This is a genomic window from Streptomyces sp. NPDC045955, from assembly GCF_056430805.1.
The window spans coordinates 421,517-446,911 of record NZ_JBWKKY010000002.1; the positions used below are offsets into that span (position 1 = coordinate 421,517).

A 25,395-nucleotide genomic window follows, 5' to 3' on the forward strand; every position below is an offset into this window, starting at 1 on the left:
CTTCTGCGTGCCTTCTACGTGCGTGGGTCGGTCAGGCCCTCACCGAGCGCGGCCACGGCGGCGGCCCCGTGCCCGGCCGCGAGCAGCGGCCCGCGGATGTCGTGTTCCAGGTCGGGCAGGTAGCCGAGGAGGACATCGGCCGGCCCCTGGATGCGTACGCGGCCCAGCGCCGCGGGCAGCAGCAGGCTCCGGGCCCGCCCGAGCCGCTCGGACCGGCCACCGGACTCCACGGTGACCGGGGCACCGGCGTTGCTGACGACCAGCGCGGCGGAGAAGTCGTGCACCAGTGGGGCGCTGGTGCCCACCCGCCACCGCTCCAGGGCGAAGTACGGGCCGGCGCACAGCACGGTGCGCTCCACCGCGTCGTCGACCTGGACGCTCAGGCCGGAGTGGAACTCGGGGCGTGGACCGGGCCGCCACTCATCGAGCAGTCGCCCGAGGTTGGTATGCCACTCCTCGTCGTCCAGTTCCGAGCCGTCCTCCATGTGCCGGCGCATGGCGTGCTGCTGGATGTCGGAGGTCTGCTCGATCTCGTAGACGAGGGTGCCGGGGCCGAAACTGTGCAGGGTGCCGCCAGGCACGTAGACGGTCTGCCCGGCCCGCACCGGAAGCCGGCGCATGACCGCGTCGAAGTCCTGTGCGAGCAGGGCCCGGTGCAGCGTGTCCCGGTCCACACCGGCCTTCGTCCCCACCAGGGCGGTGGCTCCCGGGGCCGCGTCGGGGACGTGCCACGCCTCGGTCTTGCCGTGGGGCTCGCCCTCCAGCCGGCGTGCGGTGTCGTCATCGGCGTGCAGATGGACCGGGAGGGCACCGGTTCCGTCGATGAACTTGGTCAGCACCGGGAACCGCGGGCCGCGCCACCCGCGCCCCACGAGTTCGTCGGGGTGCTCCTCGACGAGCCGGCGCAGGGTGTGGCCGGCCAGCGAGCCGTCCGCGACCCGTGCTCCCTCGCCGTCCACGTCGCTGACCTCCCAGGTCTCGGCGACCGGACCGTCGGGCAGACCGGTACGTCCCAGCCGCTCGGCGAGGGCCCGGCCGCCGAAGACGTGCTGCTTGACCGGGGTGGTCAGCCGCAAGGGGTACCAGTCCACGGTCACTCCTGGTTGCTCATGGCGAGGTTCCTGGCGGGGTGTCAGAGAATGGGCTGGCCGCCGGTGACGGCGATGCGCGCGCCCGAGACGTACGCGGCCTCGTCCGAGGCGAGCATGACGTACACGGGGGCGAGTTCGGCCGGCTGCCCGGCGCGTCCCAGCGGTGTCCGCCCGCCGAAGTCCTCGACCTGCTCGGGCGGCATCGTGGCGGGGATCAGCGGCGTCCAGATGGGCCCCGGGGCGACGCTGTTGACCCGGATGCCCCGCTCGGCGAGCGACTGGGACAGGGAGCCGACCATGTTGGCCAGACCCGCCTTCGTCGCGTTGTACGCCAGCAGGCCCGGCGGCGGCGTGTCGGAGTTCACCGAGCTGGACGCGATGATCGACGCGCCCGACTTCATGTGCGGCACCGCCGCCTTGCAGAGGTGGAACATGGCGCTGAGATTGGTCGCCAGGGTGTGGTCCCACTCCTCGTCCGGGATCTCCTCGATCGAGTCGCGGAACATCTGGAACGCCGCGTTGCTGACCAGGACGTCGATGCGGCCGAACGCCTCGACGGCCCGCGCCACCACCTCCCGGCAGTGGGCGGGATCGCTCAGATCACCGGGCACCAGAACCGCCTGGCGGCCGGCCTCCTCCACCCAGCGCGCCGTGTCGCGGGCGTCGTCCTCCTCCTCGTCCAGGTGCGAGAGGAGCACATCGGCACCCTCGCGGGCGTAGGCGATCGCGACGGCCTTGCCGATGCCGCTGTCACCCCCGGTGATCAGCGCTGCCTTCCCGGCCAGGCGGCCCGATCCGCGGTAGCTGTGCTCACCGTGGTCGGCCTGGGGCCGCAGGGCCGCTTCGGTGCCCGGGGGCTGTTGCTGCTGGGCGGGCTTGGACATGGGGAAATCCCCCTCTTCTCTCATCGCGGGGATCACTGCACCGGCTGGAGGCGTACGCCGCCGAACCCGAACGGAAGGGCTGCGTCAACGCGAGCAAGGAGATGGGCGCCGGTGCGCCTGTCACGCCGACCGGGGTACCCGGGGCGCCTGGCCGGAAACCAGCCCCTGCAGGGCCACACCGGGAAGAGTCACACCAGCCGCGGGCAACCGGGCACGCACCGCTCACGGACCCGCTGCGCAACAAGGGAGCCGCACTGTCCGACCCACTGTCCAACCCCACGGAGAAGATCGAGGCCGCGCGGAGGACGCGCTGCGGGCGCGGGCAGGACGAGGCGGGGATGTGATCCGCACGTGACCGCGGTCGCATAAGGTCCCCTGGGTCACGGTGACGCGTGGCGGCAGCGAAGCGAACACGGGGGGGCAGGCATGGAACACCGGCGCGCGGTGATACCGGCGGTGGCGGGTGGGCTGACGGTGACGCTGCTCCTGTGGTGGGCGGGGGCGAGCGCCGACGCGCTGCGCCTTCAGGGCGCCACCGGTCTTCTCGGCTACGAGGGCGTCGCCCGCCTGCAGAGCTGGCTGCTGCCCTGGGCGTACGAACCGTCCGGCCAGACCCCGGGCGGGTATCCCGACGGGACCGACGCCTCCCGCTATCTCGGTCTGCACCACACGGCGATCCAGATCCGCTTCGCCGCCCTGTTCGTCTTCTACACGGGCGGGGCGCTCCTGCTGCTGCGGCGGCTTCCCCCCGAGCGCGGTCGGACCTGGGCCACCCTGCTGGCACTGTGGGCCTGGGGCCTGGTGTCGGCGACCCTGGCGGTGACGGCGTCGGCCCCTTGGCTCATCGCGGCCGGAGGGCACGGCAGTTACCGGTTCCTGCCGCAGCTGGCCTCCCTCTCCTCGGCCGGTCGGCAGATCGTGGTGCCGGTGGCGCTGGCCGCGGCGGCGTGGACGGTGCTCGTGGCGCGGCTGGCGCTGAAGGGCACCGAGACCCAGCCGCGCGAGGACGTTCCGGCGCGGGCCGCCCTGCTGGCAGCCACCGCCGGAACCGCGGTGGTCGCGGTGTCCCTGGTCGTCCTGTCGTACCAGTCGAACGCCGCCACGCTCCAGACGGCCTTCACGGGCGGCGGGCTGCTCGGCGAACCGGGTGACCTGCTGCGCCAGTGGCTGCTGCTCGGCGCCTGGTCCGGTCCGGCCGGCGCACCGCTCGGCGACTGGCTCCTGTACCGCCTCGGGGACGTCCTGCTCCTCGCCGTGGTCTGGTGCGCCCTGCGGTGGCTGCCCGGGCTGCTCACCCGGGTGTCCGTCCCGGCGATGGCGGCGGGCGGGGTCTGCGCGATCGTCCTCGGGCTGCTGGCCGAACAGGCGCTGCGCATCGCGACAGACGGGACGCAGATGCGTTCGGGGCTGCTGAACGTGGCGTCCGTTCTCGGTGAGGGTGTGACCGCCGCACTGCTCTGGGGCGTCCTCGCGGGCGTCACGGCCACCGTGACCCTGCGGACGGCCGCCGGCCGCACGACCTCACCCCCCGACTGACGTACGGACCGCACCAAGGCGCGCTCTCGGGCAACGCGACATGAGCCCGTACGCCCCTCGGGCCGCTACAAGGCGTTCCGGGTACAAAGGGCCGTATCGGAGGAATCCGCTACGGCCCCTTGACCATTCACGGCGAACGCGCGGGGCCCGCAGGCCCAGGCCACCTACGAGGCGGCGGTGCCGTCCTCGCGCACCAGCCGGTCGTGAGCCTCTTCGAGCCGGTCCGTGATCTGCTCGACGCCGATGGCGTCAAGGCCCTTGTGCCGACCCGCCACGGCAGCCTTCGCCGCCGACGACGTGGAGGCGAACAGGGCCCAGGAGTCGGCCGTGTAGTCAGTCCGCTCCGGACGTCCGATCCTCTCCAGGGCGTCCCGGATCGGTGCCGTGTCCACAGTACTGTCCACGTCCCCGGAGATGGCGTTGAACGCGTCGAGAACGATTTTTCCGGACGTGAGGACGAACCTCGCCGTGTGGGCGCCGTCGGGCAGACCGCGGAGCGCGTACGTCGCGAGGCGCTTGTCGGTCGCGGCCGTCTTCGCGTCCCGTGCGATCAGCTTTCCGTCGACGTAGACGTCGAAGACGGCGGTGCCGTCGTTGCCGCCGATGACGTCGATGCCCGTGCCGGTGAACGGGACGGTGAACGACGAGCCGGCGGTCGTGCCGGTCGACGTCGACCGGTACCAGTCCATCGCGTCGCCGAAGGCGGCCTTCCTGCTCCACGTGCCGTCGTAGGTGACCGAGCTGTCCATGTTGTCGAGCTGTGCGCGGGCGTAGGGCGTGTACCCGTCGATCTTCTCGACCTTCAGGTTGTCGAACGCCGTCTTGTGGAAGTCGGATCCGAGCTTGACGCGGCCCTCGGTCTGCGGAGTCGGGTCCTGGTACGTGGAGACGGCCCTGCCGTCGATGTAGGTCGTGATCGTCCCGCCCTTCGCCTCGATGGCGAGGCGGTAGCCGTCGGATGCCGCGACCGTTCCCGACGCGACGGCCGTGCCGTATTCGTAGAACGTCCAGGCGCCGGTCGGTCCGATGCGCACGTTGTAGGCGGCGTCGCTGATCGCCATGCCCTTCTGCTGACGGACGCCCAGGGCGGCGAGTCCGCCGTCCGGGTCCGGGAACGAGACGTCGACCGTGGCCCGGTAGTTCTCCCAGCGGAAGTCGCCGACCGTCGTGTTCGGGGTGTGGCGGTTCCAGGCGCCGGTGTCCTTCATGGACTGGTCCATGTACTGGTACAGGACGTTGTTGCCGCTCGCGTCCTCACCGACCTCCCAGGCGCCGGTCTGGTCGACCATGTAGCGAGGCTGATTGCCGCGCGACCTCAGGTAGGGCTGGGACGTCTTGTGCGCGCCGTCGCCGGTGCCGACCTGGACCCTGCCCTCCTCCTCGTACCCGAAGTCGTCGGCGTACAGGACGTTGTCGCGGGTGTTGTGCTTCTTGCCGGTCGCGTCGGTGTCCAGCACCGTGCGGTCCCGGGACTCGGGCAGGCGTTGCTTCGTCGCCTTGTCGTGGCTCTTGTCGAGCGTCGTCAAGGTCACTATCGACCTCGGCTTGACCGTGTAGCTGTAGTACCCGGCGCCGCCGGGCCGGATCTCGTCGACGAGGCGCTTGAAGTTCGCGTCGTAGGGCCGGCCCGGGTCCGCTGCGCGGGTTTCCCAGATCTCCATGGTCGGGTCGGCACCGAGACGCATGTTCTCGGATGTGATCCGGTAGGTCTTGGGCTGGTCGCTGTCGTTGACGACGATCGTGGAGAAGTCCTTCTTACGGGGGTCCGCGAGCGTCATGTAACTCGGGGCCCCGTTCGAGCCGTCGACGTTCTCGGTGCCGCTCACCCCGCTGTAACTGGCCTCCGGCACGGTGCGCCAGATGCCCGCCGTGTTCGTGTCGTTCTCCCAGCCGGTCTTGGCGAACTGGGTGAAGTGCTGCATCACATAGACGGCCGCGTCGTAGTGGAGGTGGCCCGACCACGGGTCACGCGCGCTGACGAGTTCCTTGTGGCTGTACTGCGCGCCTTCGTAGAAGGAGCCGATCGCCGGCTGGAAGATGTAGTGCGTCCGCTTCGAGTTGGCGTAGCTCTTGACGGAACGGTTCGCGAGATCGAGGGCGCTCTGTACGCCGCCGATACCGGTGCTCGTTCCGTTCGGACCCTCGGTGTTGTTGACGCGGTAGTCGGTGTAGCCGAAGGAGCCGACTCCTTCGCTGTACCAGACTTCCTTGTCCTCGCCGTACTTGTTCTCACCGGTCGCCAGCCTCGTGTACGGCAGGTTGGTGTCGCTGCCGGCGGGGCCGTCGTGCCGGTCCTCGGTGGTGTAGTGGTAGCCCACCGCGTCGACCATGCCGAAGAGTTCCGCGTCGCTGAGCATCGACGGCCCGAAATTGAGGGTGTTGTTCTCGTCAGCGGCGATGATCTTTATGCTGTGGTAGGCCTTCTCGGCCTTCTCCCGCTTTTTCGCCGGGATGCCGTAGCGGGGGTCAGCGAAGTCCGTGTCGGTCAGGATCGCCTTCTTGTACCACTTGATGAAGGCCTCGTCCGGATCCCGCGTCTCGTTCGTGTCCGGGTCGACGTAGTCGACCATGTACCCGTATTTCTCGTAGGCGTCGAGAATCGTCTCCTTGTACCACTTGTACATCTCGTCGGAGCCGGTGCCCTTGTTCCATTCGTTCTGAACCCATCGGGGCATGACCCAACGGAGAATCGAGACCTTGAGCTTCGGGTTGACCGTCTTGGCGTCCGCTGCCAGTTGGAAGCCCGGGGAGCGCGACGCGTCGGCGAGTTCGTCCGCTGTGCGCATGGTCGCCGGGTCGGAACCGGTCGACGTGTTCGTGTCCGAACCCATCTCGACCTTGACATGGTTGATCAGGGGGTTCCTTCCACCGAACAGCACGCGGATGAGCTCCCAGTACCGGCCGGGGTGCTCCGCCTTGTAGTCCATCAGCAGGTTGCTCGTGCTGTTGCAACTGAGCACGCCGAGGCCCTTGTAGGTCAAACCGTTGACGTTGTCGGCGCGAACGTCGTCCCCGTTGACCACGACCTCCACGGGATCGTCCGCGGTGTGGGCGGCGGGTGCGGTGATCACTCCGGCCGCGAGTGCCATGCTGGTTGCCGCGGCGAGCGACAGCCAGCCGAGTCTTCGCTGTGGGCCCATTCCGCTTCGACTCCTTGTTCCCGTAGGGCGTACCGACGCCAGACGTTCGAGATTCCGAAAGGTGTCCGCGATTCCGGAAGGACCGTAGGTGGTAAGCGATTTCTACGTCAATCCCCGTGCACCTCATGGCAATTGAGGGGGCCAAGTCGGGTGTGCTTGCGCGTGCACAGCCCTGCCGGTGCCGGAATCGCCGATCAGACACAACAGCGCCATGGCCCGTGCTGGGCAGCCCTTGGGGAAGGCGACGCTGATCAGGACCGCTCATGTCCGTCCGTACGCATGTGACGTTCGAGCGTGCAGGTGCGCTGAATGTTGGGGGCGGCCTGTGACGGCTGTGCCCACGTCACGGGAAACTGGGGGATGAGGGTGGCTCGGCGTGCAGCACGTCATCGGCGTTCGGTGAAGCGTCAGAGTGAAGACCACGAACGGTGCGGTGGCGGCGATGCGCACCCTGGCGCCCGACGGTGCCGCGCCGTCCTGGCCGGAGACCGCCTCCGACGACACCGGCGACCCGGCGGTGGTCCGGCGGACGGCCGCGTACCCCAGGCCGGCCCCCGCCCGACCACCCGGCTCGCGGTGATCTGGCAGCAGGAGACCTTCCCGTACCCGATCACGTCAGTCACCGGTCCCTGACCGGCTTCGACTGCCCCGCCGCTCCCGCTCGGCGGGTTCCCACTCTTCCCTCTGTGAAGGAGATACATGCGCAAGCGCGCTGCCTTTGCTCTGCTCAGTGCCGTCGCCGCGCTGGCCGGTTATACCGCCGCCCCCGGTGCCTACGCGGGCGAGACCCAGACCGACGTCCAAGTCAGCGGCGTTTCCTTCGACGGTGGCAAGAACATCGTGGTCGGTCTCTACGCCAAGACGATCACGGTTTCGGGGACCTTCACCCACCCGTCGGGCATCCAGGACGCGGACTTCGTCCTGTGGCGCGGACCGGATGGTGCGAACCCCTACGAGACCTACGACGACCGCATCGTGTCGAACCAGTACTACTCCCATGCGGACTGCGTCGCCTCGAGTGCCACCACCTCCACCTGCTCGCAGACGATCTCCCTGGAACCGGACTGGAAGTACGGCGGCACCGCGCTCACCAACGCCCACGCCGGCACCTGGAAGGTCAGTGTGCAGGGGGTGGCCAATGACGACAGCTGGACCCACACGGCGAGCTACACCACGACCCGTCTGCAGCGGCAGTCCCAACTCACCGTGAACGCAGGCCCGGAACCGACTGCCAGGGGCAATACCCTCACCGTCACCGGCAGGCTCAGCCGGGCCGACTGGGACAACCTCGATTACCGGGGCTACACCAACCAGCCGGTCAAGCTCCAGTTCCGCAAGGCCGGCACTACGACCTACACGACCATCAAGACCGTGTACACGTCCAGCACCGGCAACCTGTCGACCACGGTCACCGCCTCCGAAGACGGCTACTGGCGCTGGAACTTCGCAGGGACCTCCACTACTCCGGCCGTCAAGGCGACCGGTGACTTCGTGGACGTGCAATAACCCGAACGTCGCCCTCCGTTCCGGCTGCAGCCCCAGGCCGCCGACCTGGGGCTGCAGCCGTTCTCGCCGCCGGCCGGCCGCCCCGGCGGGCCGCCGTGCCGGTGCTCGGTGTCAGCGTCTGCCGCGTCTGCCGCCTCTGCGCAGGACCTTGTCCACGCCGACCGCGACGACCACGAGGGTGCCGGTCGCGATGTCCTGATAGAGGCTGTCGATACCGGCCTGGGTGAGGCCGGAGCGGAGCACGTTGACGATGAGCGCGCCGATCAGCGTTCCGATGACGCTTCCCCGGCCGCCGAAGAGACTGGTCCCGCCGATGACGACGGCGGTGATGCTCTCGAGATTCGCGGTCTGGTAGGTGTTGGGGTCGGCGTTGGGGATGCGGCCGAGGGCCTGCCAGGCGGCGATGCCGTAGAGGAGCCCGGCGATGACGTAGACCGACAGGATCGTGCGCCGGACGTTGATACCGGTCAGGCGGGCGGACTCGGGTGCGTCGCCGACGGCGTAGATGTGCCGGCCCCAGCCCGTCTTGGTGAGCACGTACCAGAAGAACGCGTACAGGCCCAGGAGCAGGAACGTTCCCCACGTGACGAGTACGCCGCCGAGGTGGACGCCATGCCCCCAGAAGTCGAGCAGGTCGCTGGTGACCGGATAGTTGCGGGAACCGGAGTAGAGCCTGCTGGTGGCGTAGACGACGCTCAGTGCGCCGAGGGTGACGATGAAGGGGGGCAGCTCCAGCCCGGCCACGAGCAGGCCGTTGACGAGCCCGAGGAAGGTCGCCACGAGAAGGCCGAGCAGCAGCGCCGCCGCGGGACTGCCCCCTTCGAAGACGATCTTGCCCATGACGATCGTCCCGAGCACCGCGATGGCCCCGTTGGCCAGGTCGATGCCCGCGGTGAGGATGATCAGGGACTGTCCCAGCGCCAGGGTGCCGATCACGATGGTCTGCTGCAGTACCAGGGAGAGGTTCCCCGGCGTCATGAACGTGTCCGACGTGAGCGAGAAGACCAGTACGGCGGCGGCCAGCGCGGTGAGGGGGCCGACCGTAGGCGTGCGCAGGGCGTAACGCAGCGCCTCCCGCAGCGGGGTGCCCGGCTGTCTCTGGCCGACGGGGCTGGTGGTGCCGGGAGATCTCATGGTCCTTTGCCGGTTCCTTCCACCGATCGGTGCGCGAAGGTCATCCCCAGCACCGCTGGAGTCCCCAGTCCGTGTCGTGGGACTTCAGCCCCCGTACCGGCTTGTCGGTGATGAGTTCCGTACCCGTGTCGGTGAAGCCGGACGGCGTCTTCCCGCTCTCGGCGAACTCGGTGACCGCGGCGACGCCCTGCTCGGCCATCCTGACCGGGAACTGCATGACGGTGGCCGCGTACTTGCCGGCTCTGACGGCCCGCACGCCGTCGCACCCGCCGTCGATGGTGCCGATGGTCACCTGGCGGGTGAGGCCGCGTGCGGCGATGGCCGCCGAGGCGCCGTCGGCCACGGGTTCGTTGATGGTGTAGACCGCGTTCACGTCGGTCGTACGTTGCAGCAGGTTCTCTGTCGCGGTCTGCGCCAGGTTGCGATCGCCGTTGGTGTTCGCCCGCCCGCGGATCACCGGTGATCCGTCCTTGATCCGGAAGCCCTCGAGGAACCCGTCGTGGCGCTGCCGGCTGACCGAGGAGCCCTCCGTACCGTCCAGCATGATCAGCTGGGGAGCCCGGTCGGCGAGCGCGGCCCTGACGTACGCGCCCTGGAGGCGTCCGGCCTTGGTGTTGTCGGTCGCGTACGTGGCGTTCACGGCGTCGTCCGGGTCGGTGGCGCTGTCCAGCGCGATCACCAGGATGCCCTGCCGCCGGGCTTGCGCGATGGCGCCCAGCATTCCCGTCGTGTTCGACGGCGTGATCAGGATGCCCTGCACATCGCGGGCGATGAGGCTCTCCACCGCGGCGACCTGGCCCTCGTTGTCGCCGTCGAACTTGCCGGCCAGCGCGATGAGCTCGGCGCCGTTCTTCCTCGCCGCGTCCGCGGCGGCCTTGCGCATGGTCACGAAGAACGGATTGGTCTCGGTCTTGGTCACCAGACCGATCGTGACCTTTCGGGTCTCGTCACCTCCCGTGGAGCCCTGAGTCCCGTTGCAGGCGGCGACGCCGAGCAGCAGCGCGCCCACCAGGACAAGCACGGCCACGAGCCGGCGGGGCCGTGGCCGGCTGCGCTTGCGGACGGCGTGATGGTCCGCCATCGGTGACACCCTCCTCCGCTGCGTCCAGCGTCCGGGAACCTCTGTGGCACACATCCATGTCTGACTTTGCCAGCAAATATGGCACTGCATTCCGTTTCGGTCTCCTTCAGCGGCCGACCAGCGGAGAGTTGCGCCCGCCCTGAAGGGGGCGAAAGATGGGGATGCGGTACGAAAGATCTCGATTCTGTCAAGAAGGGCGCGGACTCGCCTGTGGCCGGGGACCCACCGGTCATGGTGCGGCGTCACCGCGAGCGGGCGGAGTAGGTGAGATTCGCGTGACTGGGCCGCCCTTGCTGTCACTGCGCAAAGTCTCCAAGCGATTCGGTGCCGTCCAAGCCCTCAAGGGTGTCGACCTGGAGCTGCGCAGAGGCGAGATCGTCGCCCTTCTGGGCGACAACGGTGCCGGCAAGTCCACCCTCGTCAAGGTCGTCGCGGGTGTCGACCCCGCCGATGCGGGCGTCATCGAGTGGGAGGGCCGGCCCGTCCACATCAGGACCCCCCGGATCGCCCAGCGTCTGGGGATCGCGACCGTGTACCAGAACCTGGCACTGTGCGACGACCTGGATGTCGCCGAGAACCTCTTCCTCGGGCGGGAGCAGCGGTGCTCCGGTGCCCGGGGCCGCCTGTTCCGCTTGCTGGACAACGCGGGCATGCGCAGAGAGGCACGACGGCAGCTCGACGCACTGGGCATCCGTGTTCCCGACGTGCGTGCTCCGATCGCCTCCCTGTCCGCGGGCCAGCGGCAGACCGTGGCGATCGCCCGCGCGGTTCTCGGCCGGCCGAAGGCCGTCCTGCTGGACGAGCCCACCGCGGCGCTGGGCGTCCCGCAGACCAACCATGTCCTCGACCTCGTCGACGCGCTCCGGGATCAGGGCATCGGGGTGATTCTCATCAGCCACAGCCTGGGAGACGTCAAGGCTGTGGCGGACGAGGCGGCGGTGTTGCGGCTGGGCCGCAACAACGGCTTCTTCCATGTGCCGACCACATCGCAGGACAGGATCTTCTCCGCCATCGTCGGCGCCACGAGCAACGACTGAACAGCGGGCCCGGACGGACCGGGCTCCGACGCCGACGCGGCCACCGTTCGCGGCGCGCGCGTCCGGCAGACTGCCACGCCGGTCCTTCCCGACGGCGCCGGAGGATGGCGCGCGGCTGTCTCGGTCAGGTGCGGGAACGCGGCGGGCGGCAGCTCGGTGATGGCTGTCGTCCCCGGACCGGACAGGGCCCCGAGGTGTTCCAGCTGGACCGCTCCGACCGATCCGACCGACCGGGCAGTCGACGCCGAACGTTGTGAGGTGATCGGCGCCGGTCACGACGCGCGCCTCGGACCGCCGTCCGCCGGGCACCCCCGGGGACGTGTTCGTCTACGTTTGACGATGGCGTGCCATGGGGTTCGACTGGATGTACCTGCGCTGCCGCAGATTCCGTTCGAGGGAGAGCAGCGATGGCAACCATGGAAGCCTTCGATCTTCTGCAGCCACACAAGATCGCCGAGGAGACGTTCGTCATCCCGTGGGCCCTGGAAGCCCCGCCGGTCGGCCACTTCCCCATGAATTCGATGGTGATCCGGGGAGCCGAGCCCGTGCTCGTGGACACGGGAGCACCGGCGGTGCGGTCGCAGTGGCTGGAGGCCGCGTGGTCCGTGGTGGATCCGTTGGACGTGCGGTGGATCTTCCTCACTCACGACGACCGTGATCACGCCGGCAACCTCCTGGCGGTTCTCGCGGCATGCCCGAACGCGACACTGCTGACGACCTGGTTCTCGATCGGGCGCATGGCCGAGGAGTGGGAGACGCCGATCAACCGGTGCCGCTTCATGATCGACGGCGATACGTTGGACGTGGGTGACCGGACGCTCGTTGCCAAACGGCCGCCGTTGTTCGACAACCCGACCACCCGTGCCCTCTTCGACCCGAAGACCCATGTCATGTGGGCAGTGGATACCTTCGCGACGAACGTGCCCACTCCCATGCCTGAAATCGCCGGCCTGTCCGCGGATGAGTTCCGCGACGGGCAGTTCTTCGGCGGGCGCCTGGTCTCGCCCTGGGTCGCGTGGCTGGACGGCCGGAAGTTCCAGGCAGTGGTGGACGACTTCCAGCGGCTGGACGCCGAGGTCATCGCCGGCTGCCACTCGCCGGTGCTCCGCGGGCCACAGATGGCGGAGGCGTTCGACCTTCTCCGTCAGCTTCCTGAGATTCCGCCATGGCCGGAGTTCACGCAGGCCGACCTCGATCAGTGGATGGCGACAGCCGAGGGGGCAGTCCCGCCGGAACAGCCGCGGCCGTCGGCCACGTGACGGTGTTCCCGGACATCAGGCTGCGCCGGTGTCGCCCGTTCCCTTCGTCGCTGAAGAGCGGGTGGGCGATGACCCCTTCCCGCCGGTCCTCGGCCAGGGCCGGTTCGGCCTGGATGCGCCCGGCCCCCTCCGCGACCTGATCCAAACGACGGGCCTTACGTCATCCCTCGTTCTCCGGGTCCGTTCCGTGGGCCGCCTGCTGCCGGCCGGCCAGGATCCGCGACGCCCGCGCCTGCGCGTGTGCTGCCTCCGGCGACAGCGCCTCCCCCTTCGTGAAGGCGTCCGAGAAGACCGTCGCCCCCAGCGCGGCGGTCGCCGCGGCGGTGGCGCGGTCGACGTCCCGTCGCTCCGCGGCCGGCAGCGGCGCGCCCGTGGCGGCACGGGCGGCGGACGCGGCGCCGAGCAGGAGCGCCGCGCTCCCGGGGCCGTCCGCGAGGACATGAGCGGCGGCGAGACCCTCCAGAGCGAGGGCGACCGCCCGGGGGTCGCCGGTGGTGAGGGCCGTTTCGTAGCCCTCCCCTCCTGACTGGTCGTCAGCAGCACCAGCCCGGGAGCCGACCGCAGCAGCAGCTCCGCCAGTGCCGCGGCCTCGTCGATCACATGCTCGCAGTTGTCGAGGACGAGCAGCATCGACTTGTCACGCGGCACCTCGGCGAGCCGGTCCGCCGTGTCGAGCGGCCGCTCCCCTTCGGGGCGTACGCCCCAGATCCCGTCGTCCCGCAACTCCATGGCGGCCGCGACGACGTCGGCCAGGTCACCAGCGGATCCGGCGAGTTCGACCAGCCATTCCCCGTCCGGGAAACCGCCCTTCAGCTGCTCGGCGACGCCGACGGCGAGCCGGGTCTTGCCGACGCCGCCGGTGAGGGTGACCAGCCGCCGGCTGGCCTTCCCCGGCCCTGTTCTCGAACTCGCCTCGACCCGGTGACCGGAGGCTCTGGCGCCGAGTTCCGCACACCGCCCCGACGTTTCGGGCGGGACCGCCCGATCAGGCGGGCGACGACGAACACGGACGCGCATCCATCTGCCCATGAGGGAAAGGCGCCCGGCGACATCAAGTCTCCAGGCGCCTTTGGAGGAGCGGACTCACCGCCTACGAAAGGAACTTGTAGCCGCTCCAGCCGCTCGCGATCTGCGTCCGCGAACCGAACGAGCCCTTTCCGTCCCCGCTGTTGCGCCACAGGTTGCCGCTGGTGTCACGGGAGACCAGGTCCGGCCTGCCGTCGTCCGTGATGTCGCCGACCCCGACGACCGCGTTGTACGAGCCGCCCCAGTTGGACAGCACCTTGACGCGGGCCGCGAACGTGCCGTCGCCCCTGCCGTCGTAGCGGTAGAGGTTGTTGGACGTGTCCTGGGCCAGGAGGTCCGCCTTGCCGTCGCCGGTGATGTCACCGGTGCCGACGATCTTCTTGTAGCCCTTCCAGTTGTCGTAGAGCTTGACGCGGGAGGCGAGCTTGCCGTCGCTCGTTCCCTTGTAGAGGTAGACCGCTCCGGTGGACGAGTTCCGCGCGATCAGGTCCGGGCGGCCGTCACCGCTCACGTCGCCGGGCGACGTCAGGGCGCTGTACTGCGTCCAGCCGCTGGTCGCGAGGGTCGTGTACGACGTCGACGGCTTGACCGCCGCCCCGCAGCCCGGCTTGTACAACCGCAGCGCGCCGCTGCTGTAGCGCACGAGGACGTCGTTGCAGCGGTCGCCGCTGAGGTCGCCGAAGGGGATCGCCGTGATGGTCGTCGGCCAGCCGGTGCCCGTGTACTTGCTGCCGAACTTGCCCGTCCCCGTGCCGCTGTGGAAGGTCAGTCCGCCCGAGGAGTTGAGGGTGAGCAGGTCGCCGCGGCCGTCGGGGCCGTCGGGGCTGACGAAGTCGTGGCGCACGGCGGCGCCGCGTTGCAGGAACGCCTTGCCGCTGGTCACCGTGTTCGCCGTCGTGGTGCCGAGACCGGTCGCCTTCAGGGTCCAGGTGAAGTGGCCGTTGGGGAAGTAACTCCCGCTCGCCGTCTTGCCGTTCCAGGTGGCGCTCACCCGGTCCGGGGTCGCGCCGCCGGTGAGCGTGCGGGTCGCCTTGCCATTGGCGCCGCTCTGGACCGACGTGAAGGTGAGCGACCAGGAGGTGACCGGGCGGGACAGCACCCAGGTGCCCTCGAAGGACACGCCCGTGGACACGTAGTCGCCGACCGACGTCTCGAAGGCGGTCACGGCGGACGGGGTGATGCCGGTGGTGGTGACGTGGGTGCGCTCGTAGTCGTCGAACCAGGCGACCAGGCCGGTGTACTCGTCGACCGTCCAGCGGTAACGGCGGTCCACGGTCAGGCCCTTGTCGGGCAGGCCGGAGGCGATCACCCGGGTGGTGCCGGTGGTCGCGTCGGTGAGCACCAGCGTGCCCGCGCCATGGTCGTGGCGGACGGTGAAGCCGTCGCCGAGGAGCACATCACCGGGGGTGACCGCCGTGGACGTACCGGCCTTGGTGTCATACACGCCCGCTGAAGTCGTCCCGCAGGCCCAGTACACCCAGCGGCCCGCCGCCTGGAGCTCGCTCGGCACACAGGCCAGGCCGGGGACGGTGACCGTGCTGAGCGTCTTCGCCAGCGGGATGCTGTACGAGGTGAGCGTGCCGGCGGTGGTGGTGGCGCTCCAGAGGGTGGAGCCGTTCAGGGCTGCGGCGCGCACGGACCGCTTCAGCTTCTGGCCCTGGCCGAACTCGCCGACGTACTGCGCCGGGGTGGTGCCGCCGGAGTTGTAGACGACGTAGTCGTCACCGGCGTCGACGATCGTGCCGCCCTGGGTGCCGAACTCCAGCTCGTGGCCGCCGATGGCGACGATCCGGTCCCAGTACTGCTCGGTGCCGTCGTTGGACTTGGTGAGGTAGGCGTCCTGGCCGTCGAGGTTCCCCCACATCACCGAGCAGGTGGTGCCCTCGTACGGGCAGACGGGGGAGTACACCGAGCCGCTGTCGGTGGCGTCGGAGGCGGTCAGCTCAGTGGAGCCGTTCGTGGTGAGGGCGCGCACGCCCGTCGTGGTGGTGCCGGACTCGGCGACGCGCAGGCTGCCGCGGCTGAGCGCGATGCCCGTCTTGGCGTTCTCCAGCGCCGGGGTCTGCTGGACCTTCTCCAGCTTCAGCGTGCCGTCCTCGGCCTGGCTCACCCGCTGCACCCACCAGTCGGTGGCGCCGGTGCCGCCGGAGACGAGCGCGCTGCCGTCACCGGCCGCCAGCGTGTACTCCCCGGCGCTCGTCAGCAGGGTCTGCTGCACCGAGGGGTCGGTGACGTTGACCGCGACGAGCTTCGAGCCGAGGTCGCCGGAGGACAGCGGCAGCAGCAGCCAGTCGCCGACCAGGACCGGGTCGCCGTCGAGCGCGCCCGGGTGCGACGGCAGTGTGACGACCTGCTCGGCGGCGGTGAGGTCGGTGCGGGACTTCAGGTGCAGTTCGGCGGTGCCGTTGTAGTACCAGCCGACGCGGTCCGTGCTCATCAGGAACGTCGAGTTGGTGGTGGCGCCCGCGAAGACCTTGGTGTTCACGGCCGACTCGATGTCGATGTAGTGGAGCGAGCCGTAGGTGCTGTTCTTCACGAGCACACCCGAGGGGTCTGCGGCGAGGACGTCTTCGCTCCCCACGCTGGTCGCCTCACCGGTGACCTTGCGGGTGCGCCACTCGCCGTCGACCTTGTCGATCAGGGAGTTGGTGGTCACGATGGTGTCCCCGACGAGGGCCCGGTAGTAGCCCTGGCCGTACTGGACCGACCCGTTCCAGCTCACCTTCTTGGACGTGGCCGTCGCCGGGTTCCAGAGGGTGGCGTACGCGTCGTCGGCCGTGGTCGGCAGGGCGACCAGGTCGCTGTCCGAGCCGTACCAGGCGTTACGGCACTCCGAGCCGATGTACGTACAGCCGGTGCCCGGGGTGTAGACGCCGTCGGCGTTCTCCACGGTCACGGTCCTGCCGGTCGCGTAGTCGGTCCACAGCAGTCCGGTCCTGCCGGTCTGCCGGTGCAGGAAGCCGGTGTCGCCCGCTACGTACGGGCGGTCGGTGCGTGGTGTGGTGGAGCTGGGATCGACCAGCGTGATCGCGGTGGTCCCGGCTTCGGCCGCTTCCGCGGAGCCGCCGCCCTCCGGCAGGACGACGACGGACGCGGCCGCGACGGCGACCGCGAGCGAGGAGACGGCGGCGGACAGCCCGACCCGTCTCAGGGCGTGTCTGCCCACGTGATATTCCCTCCCCTGCGAGGGCCCGTGCCCTCGCACAAGTGGCCGGATCTTACCAGGGGGTTATGGCGGAAAAGAGGTGCCGTTCGCCTGTGTGCTCGTGTCGGCCGCGGTCGTTCGGGCAGGTCACCACCTGTCATGACCGAGCTGGGCCGCTGCTAGTATCCGGCCACTCGGACGGTAGTTCGGACATCAACGTCTTGTCGTCCGCCCTGCCGCGCCATCCGTCAGACGAGTCTGACCGCTTTCCTTAGCTTTCCTGCTTCCATCTCCCTTCAAATCCCATCTCCTGTGGAGGAACCGAGTGGGCAGACGTGTCCTCAGACGCGGCGGTGTCGCCGCCGCCACCTCGCTCACCTTGGCCATGGGCTTCGGACCGCTGACCCTCGACGCGCACGCGGACGGGGCCGCCGAGGTGGTCATCCCGGCGGAAACGTCGTTGCGGCCCCAGACCGCCCTGTTCAGCGCGGGACCGTCGGGGTTCCTGCGCTATGAACCCGGGCGCGGCCACATATGGACGACCTACGCCGGTGAGGACACGGTGGTGGACTCCTCGGCCGCCGAGGTCTGGGGGATGCCGGAGTTCGGCGCCGGTTCGGACGTCGTCGCCCGCTACGACGACGACGCACAGACCGTGACGCTGCGGGACATGGCGGCCGGGGGGACGGCCACGACGATCCCGCTCCCGGACCGGCACACCTACCAGGGGACGCTCGGGCGGACCGTCGTGACAACCGCCTGGTCGGGGACGGGCGACGACCTGACGTGGCACCTGTTCGACCTCCAGGACGACGGTACGGTGCGCGATCGCACGGTGGCGGGCGTCCCGACGGGCATCACGTCGGTGACCAGCGGCGACTCGCCCGTGGCCGACGCCCACGGCATGGTGGTCCTGTACAAGGCCGACGGGACGTTCCGGCGCGGCTGGCTCGACGCCGACGAGGGCCGGCTGGTCGAGCTGTCCCACGACCCGAGCGGCAACGGCAGCGGGAACGTGATCCTCACCGCCACCCATCTGCTGTCGTGGGACGGTACCGCCGTCTCCGTCTACTCCCGCGACGACCTGAACACCGCCGTCCGTACCGTGCCCCTGGCGAACGACGGGCCGACACACCTGCTGGGCATGGTCGGCGACACGCTTCTGGTCTCCCGCTACGACTCCTCGCTGGGCGCCATGGACGGCGCGCTGCCCGTCTGGCGCGTCGACGCGCTCGCCACCGACGGCTCGACGACGGGGACCGTACTGGCCCGGTCGCGCAGCCTCTCCCTTGCCGTCCCCACCCCCGACGGCGGCCTTCTGGTGCCCGGCAGCGGCCCCGACACCGCCGACTGGGGAGTGAACCTGGTCCGCGCGGGCGCCGACGGCACCCCCGTGGTCAAGAAGGTCGCCGCCGCCGAACTGAAGCCCGTGGCCGACCCCGTGCAGGAACTCACCCTGGCGGGCGGCCGGCTGACCGTGACGGAACACGACTGGGACCGGGGGCGTACGTACATGTACGGCCGGACGGTCGACGCGACCGGCGACACCCTCACGGCCGGCTCACGCACAGCCCAGGGCGTCACCGACGACAACCCCTACCTGGTGGGCACCGGGGACGGCCGCACGGTGGTCTGGAACCAGTGGTCCTCGGGCGGGGACCGCGTGCCCCGGTTCGTGGGACCGACGGGCTCGCTGCCCGGCACGCCCGTCGACGCCGGGCACGACTACGTCCGCGTGTGGGACGCCAGGGGCCGGCACGTCGCGATGGCCACCGAGTACACCGACGAAGCCGGGTCGCAGACGCGGGTGATCGACCTCGACACGGGCGGCACGGTGCTGACCTCGCCGGAGAACGGCACGGCGATGTGGGGCACCACCCTGTGGGTGCGGGACGGCAACGACAGCGCGGCGCCGGTCGACGTCCGCACGGGCAGGCGCGGCGAATCGGTGTGGTTCGGACGAGGGTGTCTGCTGGAAGACCTGCAGGCGGCCGGGCGCTGGTTGCTGTGGTCGTGCGTGGGGTCGGCGGAGAGCCAGGGCGTCTACGACACCGTCGCGAAGACCAAGCTGACCCTCACCGAGGGAGACTGGGAGACCGCGAAGCTCGGTGACGGATTCGTCGTCACCGGCGTGGACGGTCAGTTCGAGGTCACCGACGTCCGCAGCGGCACGCCCGTGTCGCACTCGGTGGGGACCTTCCAGTCCGGGCAGCCCTGGGACGTCGACCCCTACACCGGCCTGATCGCGTACGTGGACGCCAAGGGCGACACCCACGTGGTGTCCAGCGGCGTCCCCGTCTCGGCGCTCACCCAGCTCGACTCGGCCGTCGCCGGCTCGGCCGATGTGAAGGGCGGTGCCGCGAGCTGGAGCCCCAAGTGGTGGCTGTCGAAGCCGGCTGCCTCCTGGCAGCTCGTGATCAGGAACAGGGCCACCGGTACGACCGTGCGCACCCTGACCGGCGGTACGGCACGCGGGGTGATCGCGGCGTCGTGGAACGGCAAGGACGGCGCGGGCAAGCTGGTCGCCAACGGCGCGTACACCTGGGCGCTGACCGCCGCCCCGGCCGACGGACAGGGCACGGCCCTGACGAAGACCGGCACGGTGAAGGTCACCGGCGCGACCCCGGTCCGGCGGGACTTCGCCACCTCGGACGGCTTCGGCGAGCTGCTCACCCTCAACAGCTCGGGCGCACTGACGTACCAGTACGGGACCGGCACCGGGACCCTCACCAGCAAGAAGACGGGCTCCGGATGGCCGACGAGCGCGAAGTTCGTGCCGTACGGCGACCTGAACGGCGACCGGTGCAACGACGTGCTCGTCCGCTACAGCAGCGGCACGCTGCGCGCCTACCGGCCCGCCTGCGGGGCGGCGGTGACCCCGTCGACCGCGTACACCTCGCTGGGCACGGGCTGGGACCAGTACGACGTGCTGACCTCGCCGGGAGACCTCAGCGGCGACGGCCGGGCGGACCTGATCACCCGTCAGGCCTCGACCGGGGACGTCTACCTCCACAAGGCGACGAGCACGGGGAAGCTCTCGGCGCGGGTGAAGATCGCGTCCAAGTGGACGGGCTACAAGAAGATCCTGGGCGCCGGTGACCTGAACGGCGACGGCCACGGCGATCTGCTGGCACAGGACACGTCGAACGAACTGTGGCGGTACGACGGCACGGGGACGGGCACGTTCAAGAGCCGGGTCAAGGTGTTCAACGACTGGGGCTCGTCGTACAACGTCGTCGTGGGCGTGGGCGACATCACCGGCGACGGCAAGGCCGACCTCGTGGCCCGCGACACCGCCGGCGACCTGTGGCGCAACAACGGCACCGGCAAGGGCTCCTTCGGCACCCGCACGAGGATCGCCACCGGCTGGCAGGGCTACAAGGGCGTCTTCTGAGCCGCAGCTCACCCCGTCGGACACCGAGCCCCAGGGCTCGGTGTCCGAGGAGCAGACGACGGACAGCAAAGGGCCCCGGTCTCCGACCCGGGTCACCTTGGCCGCCGGAACTCTGCAGGCGATCCGTGAGCGGGTCGGCAAGCGGGGTGTCTCGGCGTACCTGGAGAAGGCGGCCCAGCGGCAGATCGAGCGGGACAACCTGGACGAGCTGATCGCGGACTTCGACAGGGTGCACGGCCCGGCCGACCCCGAGGCCGTGGCGGCCAAGCGCGCCCGGCTGACCGGTGGCATGGTCGCAGGCGGCTAGAGCTGGCAGGTGGTGCCGGACGAGGATGCGGTGGGCGGTGGAGGTGGCGATGCCGGTGCGGGCGGCCAGCCGTACCGGTCCAATGCGATGCTCGCGCCGCAGGCGCACGACCTGCTCCTCGAGGGTGTCCGGGATGCGACGGGGCTGGTGGTGCGGTCGGCTGGAGCGGTCCTGCATCCCGGCGGGCCCGTGCTTGCGGTAGCGGCCTGCCCAGCGGGCGGCGGTGGTGTGGCTGACCTGGAAGTGTTCCGCGGCCCGCCGCAGCGGCCATCCGTCGTTGACGACACACCGGGCCAGACGCAGCCTGCCGGTCGCGGTCAGCGGGGCATTACGGTGTAACAACGAGGGCCTCCTGGGCATCGGTGCAGACTTCGCAATCCACACCGAACCCAGAGGCCCTCGCCCCGTTCAAGGACCACTCAAGGCGTGTCGCCTGTCACCAACGTCCCGGGTCAGCACACGGTTGTGGTGCTGCGCGACCGGCCCACCGGTCTGGACAACAAAGAACCCCCGGGCCTCTGACCTGGGGGTTTCACTGGAGCGGGTGACGAGAATCGAACTCGCGCTCTCAGCTTGGGAAGCTGATGTTCTACCATTAAACTACACCCGCGTAAGACGCCGACCGGAGTCGGTGTCCGAACGGTCGCCACTTTACCTCATGTCAGGCTCCTGGTGTTCATGCCGCGGAGCCTGAGGGCGTTTCAGGGGCGGGATGCGGCTGCGGCTGGCCGGAGTTGGGGCGTACGGTGGGGGCGCTGGCGAGGGTCCGGGCGGGACCGGAGTGCCGCCTCGAGGGCCGTCCCTTTGATCCCGTACTGTGGCTTTTGTCGTCAGGCAAGCAGCAGCCCGACGCGGCTCTTGGGGAAGGGACTCTTGGACTTGATGGAGCGCACCGTCGTCCGTTGTGCGGATGGGCACGTGTTCACCACCGCTTCGTTCCCGATGCAGCAGGCCGACCGGCTCGGCCCCGGCCGGCTGCTTCGGTGTCCGCGATGTGCGCGGCTGCGGAGCGTGGTGCCCGTGAGCTACGAGAAGCGGTAGCGGCACGGCCCGCCAGAAGCGCGTAGGCAGGCGCGCGGAGACGTCCGGTTGTGGTCGCTCCGCGCGCCTTGCGTATCCTCGGGGCGTGCTTCTCTCAGACAAGGACATCCGGGCCGAGATCGATGCCGGGCGGGTGCGCATCGATCCCTATGACGACGCGATGGTGCAGCCGTCGAGCATCGACGTGCGGCTCGACCGCTATTTCCGGGTGTTCGAGAACCACCGGTACCCGCACATCGACCCCTCGATCGAGCAGGCCGATCTGACCCGGCTCGTCGAGCCGGAGGGGGACGAGCCGTTCATCCTGCATCCCGGGGAGTTCGTGCTCGCCAGTACCTACGAGGTCATCTCGCTGCCCGACGATCTCGCCTCCCGGCTGGAGGGGAAGAGCTCGCTGGGGCGGCTGGGGCTGGTTACGCATTCGACGGCCGGCTTCATCGATCCCGGGTTCAGCGGGCACGTCACCCTTGAGCTGTCCAACCTCGCCACCCTGCCCATCAAGCTCTGGCCGGGGATGAAGATCGGGCAGCTGTGCATGTTCCGGCTCAGCTCGCCCGCCGACTTCCCGTACGGCAGCGAGCGGTATGGATCGCGGTACCAGGGGCAGCGGGGGCCGACCGCCTCCCGGTCCTTCCTCAACTTCCATCGGACCCAGGTGTGAGTGGCCCGACATGAGCGACACAAGCCTGAGTGGTGTGCGGGAGAACCTGACCTACGAGCAGTTCGGCATTGCCGTGCGCGAGCTCGCCCAGACCATCGCCGACGACGGGTACGAGCCCGACATAGTGCTCAGCATCGCCCGCGGCGGTGTCTTCGTGGCCGGCGGGCTCGCCTACGCCCTCGACTGCAAGAACATCCATCTCGTGAATGTCGAGTTCTATACGGGCGTGGGGACGACCCTAGACATGCCCGTCATGCTCGCTCCCGTCCCCAACGTGATCGACTTCTCCGAGAAGAAGGTGCTGATCACCGACGACGTCGCCGACACCGGCAAGACCCTCAAGCTGGTTCGCGACTTCTGCCTCGACACCGTCGCCGAGGTGCGCAGCGCCGTCGTCTACGAGAAGTCCCAGTCGCTCGTGAAGTGCGAGTACGTGTGGAAGCGGACGGACGAGTGGATCAACTTCCCGTGGTCCGTGGAGCCGCCCGTGGTGCGGCGGGCGGACCAGGTGCTCGACGCCTGACACCGGCATCGGGAAAGACGCCTGACACCGGCATCAGGAAAAGGGGCTCCCCTTCCGGGGAGCCCCTTTTCTCATGCCGTCCGGCAGAACTCAGACCGTGCCCAGCTTCACGATCGACAGCAGTGCGATCAGCTGGATCGCCGACGCGCCCAGCGCCTTCGGCCAGGGCAGGTCGTGGGAGCGGCCGACCATGAGGGTCAGCAGCGCGCCGCCCGCGACCCAGGTGGCCCAGCCCAGCAGCTGTACGAACGTCGCGTCGCCGCCGAAGAACATGGCGAAGACCAGGCGAGGGGCGTCCGTGAGGGACATGATCAGCATGGACAGGCCGACCGTGGGCTGCCAGGCACCGTCGCCGCCGAGCTGGCGGGCCAGGGTGTGGGTGACCACGCCCAGGATGAACGCGCTGATCACCATCGCGACGGCCGTCGTCAGGACGATGGGGATGGCGTTCGAGAGTGTGGCGTTTATCGCATCCTTGCGGGCGCCGTCGAAGCCGAAGACGGCGAGCAGGCCGTAGAGGAACGTGACGATGAGGGCCGGGCCCCACATCGTGTAGTCCCGCATCTGGAGGAACGTCTGGTTGGGGGCGAGGACGATGCCCCTCAGCAGAGCCTTCCAGTGCAGGCGCGGGCCGACCGGGCCGGGCGGCGGGGCGGCCGAGCCGGCGCGGTAGGTGTCGCCCTGGCTGTAGGGGTCCTCGCCGACCGAGAAGGCCTGGGTGTGGCCCGGGTTGTTCGCCGCGTACGGGTCGTGCGGGCCCTGCGGACCGGGCGGGTACGCGCCGTCGCCGAAGTACTCCGGCTCGCCCTGGTCGCCGTAGCCGCCGCCCGGCCGCCCGGCGTTCGGCTGCGGCCAGGTGGGGCCGCCGCCGTTGCCGTAGGGCGGCTGCTGCGGGTACGGCTGTGGCGCCGGCGGGTAGCCGTACGACGGTCCCTGCGGCGTCTGCTGCCCGTTCGGAGGGTTGTGCGTTCGCGTCTGAGGAGCGCCGTTGTTCCGGCCGCGTCCGATCCTGAATCCAGCCACGTCTTCGAACGTACCTGGTCCCGGGCGGTGGCGTGCCGGGCCCGGGCTTCCGGGCCCGGCTTTGCGGCCGAGCTGTGACATCCCCTAGGGGGTAAGGGCCTTTGGGCGTCCGTGGGTTGTAGGGGTTCGGCCGTACGGGCTTCCCGGTGGCCCCGGGCCGCCCCGGGCCGCCCCGGGCCGGACCGCGCTGGCCCGACCCGGTCCGGGCTGGCCCGACCCGACCCGACCCGGTCCGGTCAGTCGGGAAGCGTGCCGCCGAGGTCCGGCAGGGCGATCGCACCGGTCGTCGTCGGGACGGTGCTCGTGCCGCGCATCAGCAGCGCGCCGTTCGCCGCGCCCACGGCCAGGTCGGCGCGGCCGTCGGCGGTCAGGTCGCGCAGGCGGACGGTGTAGCCGAAGGCGGCGTGGGAGTCGGCCGGGCCCAGCACCGTCTGGGCGATCCACGAGGAGCGGGCGCCGCTGAGACCGCCGGAGCCGCCGCGGAAGACGTGGACACCGCCCTGGTCCTGAAGACCCTCGACGTCCTCGTGCGGCACACCGACCGCGAGGTCCGCGTAGCCGTCGCCGTTGGCGTCCGCGGCCGAGATCGCGTAGCCGAAGTCGTCGCCGGCCTCCGGGCTGCCGGAGACGCCCGAGGTGGCCTGGGTGAACGTGGTCGCCGTGTCCGGGCCGGACGCCGTGCCGCGCCAGATCGTGACCGCGCCCTTGCCGTTGTCCTTGTCGGGCACGCCGAGGGCGATGTCGCCGTAGCCGTTCTTGTCGAAGTCGCCGACGACCGGGCTCGGGTAGAGGCCCTCCTGCCGGTCGCTGAGGGTCCTGGACGCGCCCGAGGCGAGGCCGGAGGACGTGCCCTTGAGGAACCAGGCGCGCTCGCGGATGTCGCTGCCGGTGATCTCCGTGCCGATCACCACCAGGTCCGTCCTGCCGTCGCCGTCGACCTTCCCGGCTCCGAGAGCGGAGGAGTACCAGCCACCGGACCCCTTGTCGATCTTGCTGACCTTCCCGGTCGTGCCCGACTTGGTGAACGGGCCCCGGTACAGCCACGCCTCCTCGCCGCCGATCACCGCCAGGTCGGGCGAGCCGTCGCCGGTGAAGTCGCCGGTGGCCAGGTCACGGCCGAAGTGGCCGGCCGCGCCGCCGGCGGGCGTGAGGTTGGTGCCGCCGGACAGGCCGGACCTGGAGCCCCAGAGGATGGTGACCGTGCCGCGGTACTCGGCGCTGCCGACGTGCTCGCTGGGGTTGCCGACGACGAGGTCCGCGTAGCCGTCCTTGTCGAGGTCGGCGCTCGCGAGGGACGCGCCGAACTGGTCGTCCTCCTCCCCGGCCCCGGGGACGCCGGCGCTGTCCTGGTGGAGGAACGTCGGGTGGGCGGTGTCGAGGCCGGTGGCGGTGCCGTACACGACGGTCACGGTACCGCCCTCGCGGTCGACGTCGTTGTAGCCGCCGTAGGCGAGGTCGCGGCGGCCGTCGCCGTTGAAGTCGTCGTAGTGCTTGGCCACCGCCGCGGAGGCGGGGCCGGTGAGGAACACGGGGGTGACGCCGGTCGCCAGCAGGGCGGCGACCAGGGCGGTCGTGGTGGATCTGCGCACGGGAGTCTCCCTGATTGG

The 25,395-nt window shown here is 70.0% G+C and carries 17 protein-coding genes, 1 tRNA gene and 1 pseudogene; 9 read left to right on the forward strand and 10 right to left on the reverse strand.

Going from position 1 to position 25,395, the window contains the following annotated elements:
* Positions 1-14: 14 nt before the first annotated feature.
* Together AC07F0_RS05340 and AC07F0_RS05345 are read right to left on the reverse strand one after the other, a co-directional pair.
* On the reverse strand, positions 15-1,091 hold the full coding sequence (locus tag AC07F0_RS05340; RefSeq protein ID WP_478974495.1) for a type I phosphomannose isomerase catalytic subunit: 1,077 nt from the start codon (positions 1,089-1,091) through the stop codon (positions 15-17).
* A gap of 41 nt (positions 1,092-1,132) precedes the next feature.
* A complete protein-coding gene (locus AC07F0_RS05345) occupies positions 1,133-1,975 on the reverse strand; it encodes an SDR family oxidoreductase (protein ID WP_436729121.1) in 843 nt (280 codons plus the stop codon).
* Positions 1,976-2,401: 426 nt separating this feature from the next.
* Here AC07F0_RS05345 and AC07F0_RS05350 point away from each other — a divergent pair, with 426 nt between their 5' ends.
* On the forward strand, positions 2,402-3,511 hold the full coding sequence (locus AC07F0_RS05350; protein WP_478974498.1) for a hypothetical protein: 1,110 nt from the start codon (positions 2,402-2,404) through the stop codon (positions 3,509-3,511).
* A 164-nt stretch (positions 3,512-3,675) separates the two neighbouring features.
* Here AC07F0_RS05350 and AC07F0_RS05355 read toward each other — a convergent pair whose 3' ends face one another.
* Positions 3,676-6,651, reverse strand: coding sequence for a GH59 galactosidase (locus AC07F0_RS05355; RefSeq protein WP_478974501.1), 2,976 nt, complete (start codon positions 6,649-6,651; stop codon positions 3,676-3,678).
* 412 nt (positions 6,652-7,063) lie between these two features.
* On the opposite strand from AC07F0_RS05355, the gene AC07F0_RS05360 reads away from it, so the two are divergent.
* Both AC07F0_RS05360 and AC07F0_RS05365 read left to right on the forward strand, forming a co-directional pair.
* Positions 7,064-7,231 (forward strand): hypothetical protein, encoded by a 168-nt coding sequence (locus AC07F0_RS05360; RefSeq protein WP_478974504.1) that lies wholly within the window; start codon positions 7,064-7,066, stop codon positions 7,229-7,231.
* A gap of 119 nt (positions 7,232-7,350) precedes the next feature.
* Positions 7,351-8,157: a calcium-binding protein gene (locus AC07F0_RS05365; RefSeq protein WP_478974507.1), complete on the forward strand. Its 807-nt coding sequence runs from the start codon at positions 7,351-7,353 to the stop codon at positions 8,155-8,157.
* Between the two features lie 111 nt (positions 8,158-8,268).
* On the opposite strand, the gene AC07F0_RS05370 is transcribed toward AC07F0_RS05365, so the two are convergent.
* Both AC07F0_RS05370 and AC07F0_RS05375 read right to left on the reverse strand, forming a co-directional pair.
* Positions 8,269-9,291, reverse strand: coding sequence for an ABC transporter permease (locus AC07F0_RS05370; RefSeq protein ID WP_478974509.1), 1,023 nt, complete (start codon positions 9,289-9,291; stop codon positions 8,269-8,271).
* Between the two features lie 40 nt (positions 9,292-9,331).
* On the reverse strand, positions 9,332-10,372 hold the full coding sequence (locus AC07F0_RS05375; RefSeq protein ID WP_478974511.1) for a substrate-binding domain-containing protein: 1,041 nt from the start codon (positions 10,370-10,372) through the stop codon (positions 9,332-9,334).
* Positions 10,373-10,641: 269 nt separating this feature from the next.
* On the opposite strand from AC07F0_RS05375, the gene AC07F0_RS05380 reads away from it, so the two are divergent.
* Together AC07F0_RS05380 and AC07F0_RS05385 are read left to right on the forward strand one after the other, a co-directional pair.
* Complete coding sequence (locus tag AC07F0_RS05380) at positions 10,642-11,409, forward strand: ATP-binding cassette domain-containing protein (RefSeq protein ID WP_478974980.1); 768 nt, start codon at positions 10,642-10,644, stop codon at positions 11,407-11,409.
* Between the two features lie 407 nt (positions 11,410-11,816).
* Positions 11,817-12,668, forward strand: coding sequence for an MBL fold metallo-hydrolase (locus AC07F0_RS05385; protein ID WP_478974514.1), 852 nt, complete (start codon positions 11,817-11,819; stop codon positions 12,666-12,668).
* 1,090 nt (positions 12,669-13,758) lie between these two features.
* On the opposite strand, the gene AC07F0_RS05390 is transcribed toward AC07F0_RS05385, so the two are convergent.
* Positions 13,759-16,860, reverse strand: coding sequence for an FG-GAP-like repeat-containing protein (locus AC07F0_RS05390; protein WP_478974517.1), 3,102 nt, complete (start codon positions 16,858-16,860; stop codon positions 13,759-13,761).
* Between the two features lie 304 nt (positions 16,861-17,164).
* Here AC07F0_RS05390 and AC07F0_RS05395 point away from each other — a divergent pair, with 304 nt between their 5' ends.
* Positions 17,165-20,233, forward strand: coding sequence for an FG-GAP-like repeat-containing protein (locus AC07F0_RS05395; RefSeq protein WP_478974520.1), 3,069 nt, complete (start codon positions 17,165-17,167; stop codon positions 20,231-20,233).
* Between the two features lie 40 nt (positions 20,234-20,273).
* Positions 20,274-20,540 carry a hypothetical protein gene (locus tag AC07F0_RS05400; RefSeq protein WP_478974523.1) on the forward strand — a complete coding sequence of 89 codons (267 nt, stop codon included), beginning with the start codon at positions 20,274-20,276 and terminating at the stop codon, positions 20,538-20,540.
* On the opposite strand, the pseudogene AC07F0_RS05405 reads toward AC07F0_RS05400, so the two are convergent.
* Positions 20,508-20,882: pseudogene (locus tag AC07F0_RS05405) on the reverse strand (helix-turn-helix domain-containing protein); the annotation flags it as partial. The gene AC07F0_RS05400 and the pseudogene AC07F0_RS05405 overlap by 33 nt on opposite strands.
* A 194-nt stretch (positions 20,883-21,076) precedes the next feature.
* Positions 21,077-21,150: transfer RNA gene (locus tag AC07F0_RS05410), tRNA-Gly, on the reverse strand.
* Positions 21,151-21,666: 516 nt separating this feature from the next.
* On the opposite strand from AC07F0_RS05410, the gene dcd reads away from it, so the two are divergent.
* Together dcd and AC07F0_RS05420 are read left to right on the forward strand one after the other, a co-directional pair.
* Positions 21,667-22,242, forward strand: a complete 576-nt coding sequence (gene dcd, locus AC07F0_RS05415; RefSeq protein WP_010032156.1) for a dCTP deaminase — start codon at positions 21,667-21,669, stop codon at positions 22,240-22,242.
* A gap of 25 nt (positions 22,243-22,267) precedes the next feature.
* Complete coding sequence (locus tag AC07F0_RS05420; protein WP_478974983.1) at positions 22,268-22,765, forward strand: phosphoribosyltransferase; 498 nt, start codon at positions 22,268-22,270, stop codon at positions 22,763-22,765.
* A gap of 90 nt (positions 22,766-22,855) precedes the next feature.
* On the opposite strand, the gene AC07F0_RS05425 is transcribed toward AC07F0_RS05420, so the two are convergent.
* Both AC07F0_RS05425 and AC07F0_RS05430 read right to left on the reverse strand, forming a co-directional pair.
* Positions 22,856-23,869 (reverse strand): Yip1 family protein, encoded by a 1,014-nt coding sequence (locus AC07F0_RS05425; RefSeq protein WP_478974526.1) that lies wholly within the window; start codon positions 23,867-23,869, stop codon positions 22,856-22,858.
* Positions 23,870-24,024: 155 nt separating this feature from the next.
* On the reverse strand, positions 24,025-25,377 hold the full coding sequence (locus AC07F0_RS05430) for an FG-GAP and VCBS repeat-containing protein (RefSeq protein ID WP_478974529.1): 1,353 nt from the start codon (positions 25,375-25,377) through the stop codon (positions 24,025-24,027).
* Positions 25,378-25,395: the final 18 nt, after the last annotated feature.

Coding starts and splice junctions, on each gene's coding strand:
- AC07F0_RS05345 (WP_436729121.1), bottom strand. CDS start 1,975: ATGTCCAAGCCCGCCCAGCAGCAACAGCCCCCGGGCACCGAAGCGGCC.
- AC07F0_RS05350 (WP_478974498.1), top strand. CDS start 2,402: ATGGAACACCGGCGCGCGGTGATACCGGCGGTGGCGGGTGGGCTGACG.
- AC07F0_RS05355 (WP_478974501.1), bottom strand. CDS start 6,651: ATGGGCCCACAGCGAAGACTCGGCTGGCTGTCGCTCGCCGCGGCAACC.
- AC07F0_RS05365 (WP_478974507.1), top strand. CDS start 7,351: ATGCGCAAGCGCGCTGCCTTTGCTCTGCTCAGTGCCGTCGCCGCGCTG.
- AC07F0_RS05370 (WP_478974509.1), bottom strand. CDS start 9,291: ATGAGATCTCCCGGCACCACCAGCCCCGTCGGCCAGAGACAGCCGGGC.
- AC07F0_RS05375 (WP_478974511.1), bottom strand. CDS start 10,372: ATGGCGGACCATCACGCCGTCCGCAAGCGCAGCCGGCCACGGCCCCGC.
- AC07F0_RS05385 (WP_478974514.1), top strand. CDS start 11,817: ATGGCAACCATGGAAGCCTTCGATCTTCTGCAGCCACACAAGATCGCC.
- AC07F0_RS05425 (WP_478974526.1), bottom strand. CDS start 23,869: ATGTCACAGCTCGGCCGCAAAGCCGGGCCCGGAAGCCCGGGCCCGGCA.